Annotated in this window: 13 protein-coding genes and 1 pseudogene; 6 read left to right on the top strand and 8 right to left on the bottom strand. The window is 41.3% G+C overall.

Annotated elements, in window-relative coordinates; genetic code table 11:
* Position 1 precedes the first annotated feature (1 nt).
* From purQ to IKB69_RS04415, 8 genes and pseudogenes are all read right to left on the bottom strand, one after another.
* Positions 2 to 724 (bottom strand): phosphoribosylformylglycinamidine synthase subunit PurQ, encoded by a 723-nt coding sequence (gene purQ / locus IKB69_RS04450; protein WP_290946502.1) that lies wholly within the window; start codon positions 722 to 724, stop codon positions 2 to 4.
* Positions 724 to 969: a phosphoribosylformylglycinamidine synthase subunit PurS gene (gene purS / locus IKB69_RS04445; RefSeq protein WP_290946499.1), complete on the bottom strand. Its 246-nt coding sequence runs from the start codon at positions 967 to 969 to the stop codon at positions 724 to 726. Before purS ends, purQ begins: the two co-directional genes overlap by 1 nt.
* 10 nt (positions 970 to 979) lie before the next feature.
* Positions 980 to 1696 (bottom strand): phosphoribosylaminoimidazolesuccinocarboxamide synthase, encoded by a 717-nt coding sequence (gene purC / locus IKB69_RS04440; RefSeq protein WP_290946497.1) that lies wholly within the window; start codon positions 1694 to 1696, stop codon positions 980 to 982.
* A gap of 30 nt (positions 1697 to 1726) precedes the next feature.
* A pseudogene (locus IKB69_RS04435) lies at positions 1727 to 2989 on the bottom strand (S41 family peptidase); the annotation flags it as partial.
* A 255-nt stretch (positions 2990 to 3244) separates the two neighbouring features.
* Positions 3245 to 3559, bottom strand: a complete 315-nt coding sequence (locus tag IKB69_RS04430; protein ID WP_290946493.1) for a thioredoxin family protein — start codon at positions 3557 to 3559, stop codon at positions 3245 to 3247.
* Positions 3560 to 3614: 55 nt separating this feature from the next.
* A complete protein-coding gene (locus tag IKB69_RS04425) occupies positions 3615 to 4679 on the bottom strand; it encodes a hypothetical protein (RefSeq protein WP_290946489.1) in 1065 nt (354 codons plus the stop codon).
* Positions 4679 to 5191 carry a hypothetical protein gene (locus IKB69_RS04420; RefSeq protein ID WP_290946487.1) on the bottom strand — a complete coding sequence of 171 codons (513 nt, stop codon included), beginning with the start codon at positions 5189 to 5191 and terminating at the stop codon, positions 4679 to 4681. Before IKB69_RS04420 ends, IKB69_RS04425 begins: the two co-directional genes overlap by 1 nt.
* A gap of 142 nt (positions 5192 to 5333) precedes the next feature.
* Positions 5334 to 6806: a hypothetical protein gene (locus IKB69_RS04415; protein WP_290946485.1), complete on the bottom strand. Its 1473-nt coding sequence runs from the start codon at positions 6804 to 6806 to the stop codon at positions 5334 to 5336.
* Positions 6807 to 6967: 161 nt separating this feature from the next.
* On the opposite strand from IKB69_RS04415, the gene typA reads away from it, so the two are divergent.
* The 6 genes from typA to IKB69_RS04385 are packed head-to-tail and all read left to right on the top strand — an operon-like array spanning position 6968 to position 13695.
* A complete protein-coding gene (gene typA, locus IKB69_RS04410; RefSeq protein WP_290946483.1) occupies positions 6968 to 8782 on the top strand; it encodes a translational GTPase TypA in 1815 nt (604 codons plus the stop codon).
* A 22-nt stretch (positions 8783 to 8804) separates the two neighbouring features.
* Positions 8805 to 9440: an NAD(P)H-dependent oxidoreductase gene (locus IKB69_RS04405; RefSeq protein WP_290946480.1), complete on the top strand. Its 636-nt coding sequence runs from the start codon at positions 8805 to 8807 to the stop codon at positions 9438 to 9440.
* Positions 9441 to 9461: 21 nt separating this feature from the next.
* Complete coding sequence (locus IKB69_RS04400) at positions 9462 to 11837, top strand: ribonucleoside-diphosphate reductase subunit alpha (protein WP_290946565.1); 2376 nt, start codon at positions 9462 to 9464, stop codon at positions 11835 to 11837.
* A 12-nt stretch (positions 11838 to 11849) separates the two neighbouring features.
* Positions 11850 to 12356, top strand: a complete 507-nt coding sequence (gene purE, locus IKB69_RS04395) for a 5-(carboxyamino)imidazole ribonucleotide mutase (protein ID WP_290946478.1) — start codon at positions 11850 to 11852, stop codon at positions 12354 to 12356.
* Positions 12357 to 12358: 2 nt separating this feature from the next.
* Entirely contained in the window at positions 12359 to 12847 is a 489-nt protein-coding gene (locus IKB69_RS04390) for a DUF3972 domain-containing protein (RefSeq protein ID WP_290946476.1), read from the top strand.
* Positions 12847 to 13695 carry an ARMT1-like domain-containing protein gene (locus IKB69_RS04385; RefSeq protein ID WP_290946474.1) on the top strand — a complete coding sequence of 283 codons (849 nt, stop codon included), beginning with the start codon at positions 12847 to 12849 and terminating at the stop codon, positions 13693 to 13695. Before IKB69_RS04390 ends, IKB69_RS04385 begins: the two co-directional genes overlap by 1 nt.
* Positions 13696 to 13701 lie beyond the last annotated feature (6 nt).

The raw sequence follows: 13701 nt of genomic DNA, 5'->3' as shown, positions 1-13701 counted from the left end.
TTTATGCCTTGTAGATGGATTCTAGCATTGCTAGACCTTGCACGCTTGCTGTTGGCTCTGGGACTGCTTGCGCTGTATAGGCGTGGCAGATAGTCGCATATCTAGCGCGCTTATGCAAGATAGACTCACAGGCTCTCTCAGGGTGAGGCATAAGCCCAAAGATGTTTTTGCCTTTATTACAAATACCGGCGATAGAATCTATAGAGCCATTAACATTATCTACATAGCGCAGTAGAATCTGCCCAGACTCTTGCATCGCTTCTAGACTCTCCTCATCGATGTGGTATCGCCCATCGGCGTGAGCTATGGGTAGGGAGATGATTTCATCTTGCGCGTGTGGGCGTAGAAATACATTATCCCTACAGGCTACGCGTAGCGGAATGGCTTTGGAGATGAAGTGGAGATTGTGGTTGCGCATAAGTGCGCCGGGCAAAAGTCTAGCTTCAGTTAGGATTTGAAAGCCATTGCAAATCCCTAGAATTCTCCCGCCACTATTACCAAAAGCTTTGATGGCTTTCATAATCGGCGCAAAGCGCGCAATCGCTCCGCTACGCAGGTAATCTCCATAGCTAAAACCTCCAGCTAGCACGACAAGTTTTGTTTCTTTTGGTAAGGATTTTTCCCTATGCCAAATGATAGCGGTGGGGATTTGCAAGAGCTTTTCATAGACATATTGCATATCAAACTCACAATTTGTCCCAGCAAAACGCACGATGCTAACCATTACTCCGCCTTTATTTGCACTTCGTAGTTCTCTATCACTGGATTAGCGAGCAAGTCGTGTGCGATTTGCTCGGCTATGGCTTCGTAAGACTCTAGTTGCTCTTTGGTAAACTCTAGGACAATTTGTTTTTTTACCAAGACCCGCGCTACTTGTGGGAATCCAAGCGATTCTATGGCGTGGTGGATGGCTTTAGCCTGTGGATCTAGGACACCATCTTTTAGGCTTATGGTAACTTCTGCTTGCATTGTTTTCCTTTTAGTGAGTTTGTATGCGTCTTAAGACTTCTTCATATGCGCTTTTTAAATCCCCTAAATCCTGTCTAAATCGATCTTTATCGAGTTTTTGGTTTGTCTGTTTATCCCATAATCTACAACTATCCGGTGAAATTTCATCAGCTAGGATAATTTCACCTTGCGCATTTTTGCCAAACTCAAGCTTGAAATCCACAAGCTTGAGTTTCTTTTGATCAAAGAAATCGCATAAAATGGTATTGATCTTACGCGCTTGATCACGCAGGAAATCTAAATCTCGCTCATCATCAATAATACCCAGAATCTTACAATGCTCATCATTGATGATGGGGTCATTGAGTGCATCATCTTTATAATAAAACTCCACAAGTGTAAAGGGTAGCACTAGTCCATCTTCTATCCCAAGCCGCTTGCTTAATGAGCCTGTGGCGATGTTGCGCACGACAACCTCAATGGGGATTATCTGCACTTTTTGACAGAGTATTGTTGTGGAGCTAAGAGATTTGATGAAGTGGCTTTTTATGCCCTGCTGTGCAAGTAGCTCAAAGAGCAGGCTACTAATTAGGCAGTTGAGCGCACCTTTGCCATCTTCACTACTGCGTTTTTGTGCGTTAAATGCAGTAAGGTCATCTTTAAACTCCGCGATTACTTCATTTGGATTATCTGTGGCAAAGAGTTTTTTGCCCTTGCCTTCGTAAAGTAGCGTTTGTTGTGTTGGCATAGATTCTCCTTTTGATGTGAGTTTGTGTGGCTATTTCTTAGGTTTATCTTGTGTATTTGCAGAATCTAAAATCCCCCAAGTCTTCAGTGAATCAATGGCAGATTTTAGCTGAATGTCATTGGCAACATCAGCTTGCGTAATACGCTTTTGGTTTTCGGGAGATAGCTGCTTTTCATCAGCTTTTGACTCATTTTTATCAAGTTTTTGTAACTCATTTTGCAAGTGGTTGCGCAAGTCTGCTTCTTTAATCTCAAATCCACCTTCATTTTGTGGCACGCTACCGGGATAAACGACAATATCAGGCTTAATACCCACAGCTTGTATAGTACGCCCACTTGGGAGATAGTATTTAGCCGTAGTTAGCTTGATCGCTTCTGTGGCGTTGATTGGAATTATAACCTGCACGCTACCTTTACCAAAAGTCTCTTCTCCTATAATAATGGCACGGCGATGGTCTTGCAATGCACCAGATACAATTTCGCTTGCGCTTGCTGTCCCACTATTGACAAGCACAGTGATGGGGAGCTTGCTATAAGGGGCTTTACCATTTGCATTGTAAATGACATTCTCTTCTTTTATTTTACCTTTTTGAGAGACAATAACACCATTTTTGATAAAGAGATTTGAGAGATCAACCGCTTGGTCTAGTAGTCCTCCGGGGTTGTTGCGTAGGTCAAGTACAATGCCTTTAATCTCACTGTGTTCTTTTAAGACTTGCTTAACACTTTGGGCAACATTTTTGTCAAAAGAATTGACTCGCACATAGAGATATGGTGTGTCATCAATTGTTTTGGCATAGACAGATTTAACTTTGATAATATCGCGTGTTAGCGTAAATATAAGTGGCTTGCTCTCGCCTTTGCGCACGATGGTGATGGTGATTGGGGTTTTGGGCTTACCCCGCATAAGATTCACAGCATCATCAATACCCATACCAATGGTGCTTTGATTTTCTATTTTTAAGATTACATCACCACTCTTTAGTCCAGCCTTTTGTGCTGGAGTCCCCTCTAGCGGAGCAATAATTGTAAGCGCGCCATCCTTTAATCCAACTGTTATGCCAAGTCCGCCAAACTCTCCCTCTGTTTGCGTTTTTAACTCTTTGTATTTTTTCTCACTAAGATATTCGCTATGGGCATCAAGATTGGCGATAAGCCCTTCGATGGCTTTGTCGATTAGACTATCAATAGGCACATCATCGACATAGTAAGATTCTATGGTAGCTATTGTTTGGGCAAGTCTGTCATAGGCTTTAACACGCTGCTTTTTTGCATCTGCTTGTCGCGGTGGTTGGCTATTTGGTGTGAGCGCAGTAAGACTCCCAAAAGCAAGGAGTGCGCCTAAAAGCGCGATCCCTGTACCAAAAAAAAAGTTTCTACTCATAATATAGACCTTAAAATATAGCACCAAGCAACCATACTAAGCCAAGGCAATAGGCACAGACGGACAATATCGGTAGCTAATATGAAGTGATTGAGATGGTATTTTATCTAAAAAAAGCCCAAAAACCTATTGACATTACTTGAAATTGCCTAAACACAAGCATTGCTATATATTAAGTAGTGCTTGTATCATCTGCTCTATGGTAAGCATAGAGTCTGTCTCAATAAGTCGCTCTAAAACTTCTTGCCCGTCTTTGTAGAAGATTAATGTTGGGATTCTGCGTATAGCAAGCTCATCTTTTAAGGTTTCATTTGTATCAAAATCAAGCGAAATATAGCGTACCTGCGAGTATTTGGACTCTAATATCTGCATTATAGGCTCAATTTTTCGGCAGTCTTGGCACCAAGGCGCACTCATTTCCACAACACATAGTCCAGACTCTATGAGACTTGAGAAGTTTTGTTTTGTTGCTGTTGTCATTTTTACTCCTTTATTTTATAGAGCTTACAATACAATAAAGAAGTAAATTGTTGTATTATGGCTTGTGGGTGTGGAGATAATCTAGTGCAAAGTCGATAAAACTCATAGCACGGTAGGTGCCTAGATGTGAAACTGTCTCTGGGATAGTAGTATCGACACTGACAAAGATATATTTTTTATATGCTTTCGGGTTTTTGGATATTTTAGATTCTATTAGAGTTTGGCTGGGGAATGGCGTAGCAAAAATTGCTACATTTTGCACTATGAAATCGCATACTTCATCATAATCCACCGCTAATGATCTGTGCAGTAGCTCACAAGCAATCATATTTTCAAAAATTGCTTGGAAATTTGGCGTGGGTGAGATGGCATAGGGTAGGGCAAAGTTATAAAAGTAGAGCTTGGACTCTCTACCATTTTTGTGCGTGAATGTGAAAATCACTTGTTCATCTCTTAGGGATTGTATGAACGCATACATTTTGTCTTTGGAAATTTTTTGTTGCTGTTTGAATAGGCAAAATGCATTGTGGGTGTTAAATGGTCTTGCTTGATAGTGGAGCAAAAATGCCAAAATATTTGTGTTATGCTTGGTATAGAGCAAAATAATTTCTTGCATTCGTTGGATGCGCTTGTGTTCTGGCATTAGGGCTATTTCTGGGAGATTGCCTTCTTTGAGAAAGTTAGCAAATATGGATTCTAGGCGGTTGCTTTTGCTAAAGGACACATATTCTTCAAAGCTCAAGGCTCGCACACAATGGGCGTGAAAGCTTGAGAGAATAGATTCTGGTAAGTGCGTGATTTTTGTAGTGATTAAGATAAGGTTTGGGTGGCTTGGGATAGTAATTTCTGGGAGATAATTATCGATAATTAGTACATCAAACTTTTTCTCTAAAAATAGCTTTAGCAAGGAAGTTTGCGCACTTGTTTTATGTAGCCGTAAATCTGCACAATCTACTAAAATCTGCTGTTTATAACCGCGTGTTAAATCAAGGGCTAGTGCGCTTTTGCCACATTTAGGCGCACCATAGAGAAGCAGTTTGTTGTATTTGGGGGAGTTTGAGCGCGGGAATATGATAAAACCCTTACTTCTTTCTTCATACGCTTTGGCAAAATCTATCATTAGCTATTGCTTGTTGTAGGCTTTTTATTGAGCTTGTGGATTAGAGCTCTAATTGCTTCAAATCGCGCATGCAAATGTGGATCTGTGGCGTGATTGATAAATGTACCATTTGCTGGCTCATCAATGTGGATTGTCGTAAGCTTTTTTGTAGTGGGGTTTTGTAGAATATGCTTAGGCACATAGCCGGAGAGCTGGAGATTTTGGATAAAGATCTGCATTGATTTTACTCCAATGCTTGCTAAAAAGGTATCAAATTTATCGGGATAGGTTTTTAAACAATATATAATGTCCTTCTTTTTATAATGATTGAAGTTATAGGCGTGACTTGGGTGGTTGAAGCAAAATAACAGTGTGGGTGCTCGGTAAGAAATATGCAAAAGAGACTTTTGCATATCAGCTGGCAGAATGTGTTTTAATATTTCTAGATTTTGGCGTGAGCGTAGGCGACTAGCTAGGGTGCTAAACTCACTATCCATAAGCAAAGAGGTAAAGACTTGATGAATGGTTTTCATATGTTGATTGTAGCATATTTACTTGCAGTGTTCTTACAAGGGTGTGGGTTCCAAGGAGACCCTTATTATGGCGATCCTAGCACAGCCAAGAGCTTTAATGACCTATCTGTCTTGGAAAACAAAATTGAGTAGCTAGTGTGCTTTAAGGCATTTGCTCATAGATTGCTTGCATATATGCACTAGCTGGAGTATCGCGCATATAGATGATAGAGTTATATCCTAGGCATATTCGGGTGATAGGGTGATGTGTTTTTGTTGTGCTAGTTCTTGACTGTTCTTGTGAGCGTGCATCGCACTGCTGTAATTGCACTGCTGCAATAGGCGTGTTATGCTGGTCTGCTAGGATATGGATGGTTTGTTGCTGTACATGAGGGATTCTAGCCAGTAGAATCCTTTTAGGAAGTACGCTTGTTGTGCGTAGGTCTGCGCTTGTTGTTGCCATAGAGTAAATAGAGCTTAGCATAGATCCAAGTAATCCTAGTATAGGATTGACTTGATCTAATGTGCTAGATACGCCTACTTGCATAGCAAGCTTAATACTGCTTGATACTAGTGCGCGTGTGCTGATGGCTTTGAGCTGCTTTTCAAACTCGGTGGCAATGATGGGGTCTATTTCTGCTAGCACTTCAAATTTGGCACTACTAGATTCTAGCATGTAGTTCTGCCTGAGACTTGGTATGGATTCTAGCTGTGGTAGTGCCAAACCAAAATGATAGAGTCCTTGTGTCGTATAAAATGGTAGTGATATGTGTAGTTCTGTTTTTTTAGCTTGCCTGCCTTCTTCAAGGATAATCCAAGTATAAGCTTGCTTGCTATGAGAGAGAAAATGCTTCATATCGCTTGCGATAATCGGTGAACGCGTGATACCATAGGCTTCTTTAAGGTAGTTTAAGCCTTTGGAATCTCCATAGAGCAAAAACACCAAGCCAGATATATATGATACGCTTGGATTGATGAAGTTTTCAAATGCACTAAAATACTTGAGATTGCCATAATGCTTGGAGAGAATGTTGTCGATTTCTCTAGTGGATCGCGCTTGATCTATAATACTATTTGCATTGCTTTTATTGTATCTATCTTGCTCTTGTTCTAAAGCTTTGGCGATTTGCTTGGCATAGTAATCTTTGGCTCTTCTTTGGCGGTCATTGGCGCGATTAAGCTCTACTTGGGCACTTGCTAGATCGTTATTGGCAAGATAGGCTAGAGCTTTATAGTAATTTACAAATATGCTTTCATAGATATTGCCACGATAGTTTCTAATATTGTCATTGACAAGCGTTGCTCCCACTTGTGTAAGTGTAGAAGCGAGCAAGCCTTCTTGCTCAAATTCTTGTAGCTTGCTTTCGCTTTGATCAAGTAGGAGTAGGGTACTTGTGCTCTGTGTATGAAAGCCACTAACCCCAGCTTGCATAAGCCACAGTAGATCGCCGCTTTTTGCCTTTTTGCTTGCAAATTTATGGGCTTTGTCTATGGAGTGATTGTAGTAGATTTTACTAAAGCGCTCAAGAGTGGCTACATCAGTAGCACAGCCTGAAAAAATACTAGTAGCAACACACAGTATTGCTAAATTTTTAAGACATATCTGCTTTACACAAAAAAGCTTCCATGAGCACATCTATATCCTTTGCCTAGTGCGTAAAATGTGTTGAAATAACTTGTATCGTAGGTATTATAGCGAGATTCTTAAGGGTCTATCTTATACGCTTATTGTTATACAAAAGCTTAAGGTTAGTGTGCTACAATCCCACTTCCAAATTCCAAATAGAAAGTTTTCTAATGCAAAATATACGAAATATCGCAGTAATCGCCCATGTCGATCACGGCAAAACAACTTTAGTCGATGGGCTTTTGAGTCAATCTGGCACATTTGGAGAGCGCGAAAAGGTAGATGAGCGCGTGATGGATTCTAATGATTTAGAGAGAGAGCGTGGGATTACTATACTTTCCAAAAATACGGCAATTACTTATAGGGATACCAAGATTAATATTATAGACACTCCCGGGCACGCGGATTTTGGTGGAGAGGTAGAGCGGGTGCTAAAGATGGTAGATGGCGTGTTATTGCTTGTAGATGCACAAGAGGGTGTTATGCCTCAAACTAAATTTGTCGTTAAAAAAGCGTTAGGTTTTGGGATTTGCCCCATTGTCGTGGTTAATAAAATTGACAAGCCAGCTGCTGAGCCAGATAGGGTAGTTGATGAAGTGTTTGATCTTTTTGTCGCTATGGGTGCTAGTGATGAGCAACTAGACTTCCCGGTTGTATATGCTGCAGCGCGCGATGGTTATGCAATCAGGGATCTAAATGACCCTAAGGAGAATTTAGAGCCTTTATTTGAGACGATTTTAGATTTTGTGCCAGCTCCTAGCGGTAGCGTGGATAATGCTTTGCAAATGCAAATATTCACTCTCGATTATGATAATTATGTAGGAAAAATTGGGATCGCGCGCGTTTTTAACGGGCGTGTGAAAAAGAGTGAGAGCGTAATGCTTGCCAAGAGTGATGGCGAGAAAGAAACAGGACGTATTACAAAACTTATTGGTTTTATGGGCTTGGCGCGCACTGAGATAGATTCTGCTGAGGCAGGGGATATTGTAGCAATCGCCGGGTTTAATGCTATTGATGTTGGAGACTCAATTGTCGATCCAAATAATCCTATGCCCTTAGACCCCATGCATTTAGAAGAGCCTACGATGAGTGTGTATTTTGCAGTCAATGATAGCCCTTTGGCTGGGCTAGAAGGCAAACATGTAACGGCAAATAAGCTAAAAGATAGATTACTTAAAGAAATGCAAACCAATATCGCTATGCGTTGTGAAGAAATGGGAGAAGGAAAGTTTCGCGTAAGTGGTAGGGGTGAGCTACAAATCACAATTTTAGCAGAGAATCTGCGGCGCGAGGGTTTTGAGTTTAGCATTTCTCGTCCAGAAGTTATTATTAAAGAGATCGATGGAGCTAAATGTGAGCCGTTTGAGCATTTGGTTATTGATACACCGCAGGATTTTAGTGGTGCAATTATTGAGCGACTTGGTAAGCGCAAGGCTGAAATGAAGGCGATGAATCCTATGGGTGATGGCTATACGAGATTGGAGTTTGAGATTCCAGCGCGTGGGCTTATTGGCTATCGAAGTGAATTTTTGACAGATACAAAGGGTGAAGGGATTATGAATCACAGCTTTTTGGAGTTTCGCCCATTTAGTGGCAATGTAGAATCTCGCAAAAATGGTGCTTTGATCTCTATGGAAAATGGTGAAGCGACAGGATTCTCACTCTTTAATATCCAAGAACGCGGTGTGCTGTTTGTCGCACCACAAACTAAGGTATATGTGGGTATGATCATTGGGGAGCATAGTCGAGATAATGATTTAGATGTTAATCCAATTAAAGCTAAACATCTCACAAATATGCGCGCAAGTGGAAGTGATGATGCCATTAAACTTGTGCCACCAAGAGATCTTACCCTAGAGCGTGCGCTAGAGTGGATAGAAGAAGATGAGATTTTAGAGGTTACGCCAAGTAATATACGCATTAGGAAAAAGATCCTTGAGCCAAATTTGCGCAAACGAGCTGCCAGCAAGAATAGTGTGCGTTAGATACCGTTGCAAAGGAGTAAGAATGGATAATACCTTTATCCAAGCGATGCGATTCCGCCACGCTTGTAAGAAGTTTGATGCGACAAGATCAATACCGCTTGAAGTATTTGAGTTAATCCTAGAATCTGGTAGGCTCTCGCCAAGCTCCTTTGGGATGGAGCCCACACGATTGCTTGTGGTGCGAGACAAAGAGAAAAAAGAGCAACTAAAGACACTTTGTTGGAATCAGGATCAAATCACTCAAGCCAGCGAGCTTGTGGTGTATCTCTCTAAAATTGCTGATATGCGAAGTGATACTAACTATGCAATGTGGAGCTTTGGGCGCAAAGGCATCAACGCAGATCGTATTAGGGCATATAAAGATGAGCGATATAGGGGGTTCTTGCAAGCTAATGGTTATGTGGATAGCCAAAGTATTTTTCAATGGAGTGCGCGCCAAGCATATATTGTAGCAAGCTCAATGATGGACTGCGCAGCGTATTTAGGAGTAGATTCTTGTGCGATTGAGGGCTTTGAGAAAGATGGCGTTGAGCGGTTTTTGGGCTTAGATACCTTCGCGTATCAAGTGGCTTTGATTATGACTTTTGGCTATCGCCTAGAAGAACCAAAGCGAGTTTCACCTCGTATTGATATAAATGAATTTGTGCAATATATTTAAGGAAAAGGGCAAACAATGGCAATGACGGGGATAAAAGTAGTAAAGAGAAGTGGGCGTATTGAAACGCTTGATATACGAAAAATACAAAAATACACCGCAAGTGCCATAGCCGGACTAAATGGTGTGAGTCAAAGTGATTTGGAGTTAGACGCAAAATTACATTTCAAAGATGGCATTACAACCAAAGAAATCCAGCAAGCACTTATTAAGGCAGCTGTCGATAAGATTGATATTGATGCGCCCAATTGGACTTTTGTCGCGGCTCGTTTGTTTCTTTATGACTTATATCATCGAGTAAGTAGATTTACAGGTTATAGGACATTACAAGAGTATTTTGATAAAGCTGAGAAGGCTGGCAGAATTGTTATGGGCTTGAGAGAAAAATTTGATCTAGACTTGCTAAACTCCCACATCAATCCTGAACGAGATTTGCAGTTCAACTATTTGGGGATCAAAACTCTCTATGATCGGTATTTGATCAAAGATGCAAGTGGCGAGCCTATTGAGCTACCCCAGCATATGTTTATGGCTATTGCGATGTTTTTGGCACAAAATGAACAAAATCCCAATGAATGGGCAATAAAATTCTATGATCTAATTTCAAAGTTTGAAGTTGTATGTGCGACTCCAACTTTAGCGAATGCACGCACTCCAAGGCACCAGCTTAGCTCGTGCTTTATAGGCAGCACGCCTGATAATATCGAAGGTATTTTTGACGCATACAAGGAGATGGCACTGCTTAGTAAATATGGTGGTGGTATTGGCTGGGACTACTCTAAGGTAAGGGGGCTTGGAAGCTTTATTGATGGGCATAAGCGTGCTGCTGGAGGTGTTGTCCCGTTTTTGAAAATCACCAATGATGTAGCCATTGCCGTGGATCAGCTAGGCACACGCAAGGGAGCTATTGCTACATATTTAGAGGTGTGGCATTTTGATGTAACTGACTTTATTGACTTGCGTAAAAACTCTGGTGAAGAGCGTAGGCGCACACACGATTTATTCCCGGCGTTATGGATTCCAGATTTGTTCATGAAGCGTGTAGTAGAAGATAGGCTTTGGACTCTTTTTGATCCCTATCAGTGCCCAGAGCTTACAGAGCTATATGGAGAAGAGTTTGAAAAACGCTATATTGAGCTAGAGAATGACCCAAATATCATCAAAGAAGAAATTCGAGCAAAAGACTTGTGGAAAAAGATTCTTACAAATTATTTTGAGACAGGATTGCCTTTTTTGTGTTTTAAAGATAATGCTAATAGGGCTAACCCTAATGGGCACGCTGGCATTATCCGTAGCTCAAATCTCTGCACAGAAATATTCCAAAATACCGCACCAAGTCATTATAAGGTGGAGATAGAGTTTGAAGATGGTAGCAAAGAGATCTTTGAAGAACGGGATATGGTAGTTACTGATGGTGGACTTAGTAAGAAAGCTAACAAGCTAACAAGTCTAGATTCTGTTGGTGGGAAGAGAGTTTTCATCACACAAAGAATTCAAGAAGGTGGGCTCACAGCAGTTTGTAATCTTGCGAGTATTAATCTCAGTAGAATTCACACCAAAGAGGATATTGAGCGGGTAGTACCTGTGGCTATTAGGATGCTTGATAATGTGATTGATCTTAACTTTTATCCTAATCGCAAGGTGAAGGCTACAAATCTTCTTAACCGAGCTATAGGACTTGGTGTAATGGGCGAAGCAGAGCTACTCGCTACAGAAAAGATCCACTGGGGATCGCTAGAACATTTATGTAAGATTGATGAGCTTATGGAGATGATAAGCTACAACGCTATCCTAGCTAGCTCTAATCTCGCTAAAGAGCGCGGTAGCTATCCACAGTTTGAAGGATCAAATTGGAGTAAAGGGATTTTCCCTATTGATTTAGCAAATAAAGAAGCCCTAAGGCTTGTTGATAGAGGGGGACTTTTTAGCCTAAGTTGTGATTGGCAGAGTTTGCGCAAGATTGTGCGTGAAAATGGTATGCGCAATGGTTATCTTATGGCGATTGCGCCTACTAGCTCCATTAGTATTCTTGTGGGGACGACACAAACTATCGAGCCAATTTATCGTAAAAAATGGTCAGAAGAGAATTTAAGCGGGCTTATCCCAGTAGTTGCCCCTAAGCTCACGCTGGATACTTGGGAGTATTACAAGAGTGCTTATGATATTGATCAGCGCGACATTATTAAGGCTGCCGCAGTGCGACAAAAATGGATTGATCAAGGGCAAAGCACAAATATTTTCATCAAACTTAATCAAGTAAATGTAAGCGGTAAGATGCTTCACGAAATCTATACGCTTGCTTGGAAGCTCGGGTTAAAATCTACCTACTATCTTCGCTCCCAGAGTCCAGAGGCAGAAGAAGTGCTAGATAGAAGTATAGAGTGTGTGAATTGTCAATAGCAAGGAGAAACTATGGGCTTTGTTAGTGTGATTATGGGGAGCAAGAGTGATTATGAGATTATGCGCCAATGTTTGGTAGTGTTGGAGTCCTTTTCTGTCTCTTATGAGGTGGTAATTAGCTCTGCACACAGGAGTCCGGATAGGACGAAGCTCTATGTTAAAGAAGCAGAATCTAAAGGCGCGCAAGTATTTATCTGTGCTGCTGGTATGGCAGCTCATCTTGCTGGAGCAGTATGCGCGCAAACGACAAAGCCTGTCATAGGTGTACCATTATCTGGTGGGGTGCTTGATGGGCTTGATGCTTTGCTCTCTACCGCACAAATGCCCGGTGGTATGCCTGTAGCTTGTATGGCAGTGGGCAAGGCTGGCGCAGTAAATGCTGCATATTTGGCGATGCAGATTTTAGCATTGGTTAACACGGATTTAGCGGAGAAATTGCTTGCAGATAGGGCAGTGAAGATAGAGCAGATAGAGAAAGATTCTAAGAGCATTGAAGTAAGACTACCAAGTAGGGGTTAAATATGGAAGCGAAAAATACCGCGTGGTTGGAGTTGAGCGAGTTTATCAAGCTTTCTGGTCTTGAAGAGCAAAAAGTAAGAGAGATGATAGAGAGCGGTACTATTGCAAGCAAGGAAGAAGGCGGACAGTTGCTTATTGAAGCACAAAGTAGCACAAATGCGCTTATTAATCGCGTCCAAACAGGATTGACCTCAGCAGAAGCTAATGGCGTGGCGTATGACCCCGTATTTGTGGAGCGCACGATCCATACGATTATGGGACTACACGAGAAAGTAATTGGTGCAAAAGATGAGACAATAAGTGCATTTAAGAGTGAAAATAGTTTTTTAAAAGAAGCATTGATTTCTATGCAAGAAGTTTATGATGATGATAAAAAGACCATTGATATAATGCGCGAAGAGTTAAAATCTGCTAGGGAAGAGCTAGAGTTTATGAAGCGTAAGTATCGGCTTATGTGGGGAAAAGTTTCTGACCTTAGTGGTAATAAATAGTGCGTGCTACGCCAGAGTGTCTTGAGTGTTTGCGCACTCAAGCTAAACGCACTTTGTCTTATCATATAGCTGCGCAAGATTCTTTTGCTTTACCTATTTTAGACTCTCTTCCGTTATGTCCGCCACCAAAGCTTGCCGTATCTGTTTATGAGAACATTAGTGCTTTTGTGGGTAAGAAAGATTTATATAAGGAGCAAAAGACTAGAAGCATACAAAAAGCGCGTCGAGTTTTGCAGCAGCTTCAAGCTTGTTTTACTGCATCGCATTCTTTAGAATTTGGCATAAGGCTCGCTGCTCTTGGTAATATCATCGACTATGGGAGTGCGAGTGAGTTTGATGTAGAGTCGTGCTTGTTTGATATGGATTCTATGGAGTTTGCTATTTATGATATAGGGTATTTGGAACAGAAGCTTGCTAGTGCGCAAGATCTTATTTATATTGGTGATAATGCTGGAGAAGATGTGTTTGATAGTGAGTTTATCAAAATACTGCTAGCTCTTTACCCTACACTTAGAGTGTATTATTTCACGCGTGGAGCACCTATCATCAACGACATTACTTTGCAAGATTTGCACGATAATAATTCTCCCATCTTGGAAGTGTGTGAAGTGGTGGATTCTGGTGTGCGCTCACCCGGGTTTTTGTATGAGTGTGCTTCATCGCAGGCTAAAGAGTTATATGATAGGGCAGATGTGGTTTTGGCAAAGGGCATGGGGAATTTTGAGTGTTTAGAAGCTAGTGTAGATCCTCGAGTATTTTTGTTGTTTAAAATCAAGTGTGCGGTGGTGGCTAGGTTCTTACAGCAGTCACAAGGGAGTTTTGTGCTAAAAAATCTTTGCAGTAGTTAGGTGGAT

Origin of the sequence: Helicobacter sp. (genome assembly GCF_017502485.1) — a bacterium.
Taxonomy (GTDB): domain Bacteria; phylum Campylobacterota; class Campylobacteria; order Campylobacterales; family Helicobacteraceae; genus Helicobacter_B.
This window is presented reverse-complemented; position numbering and strand designations above follow the sequence as displayed.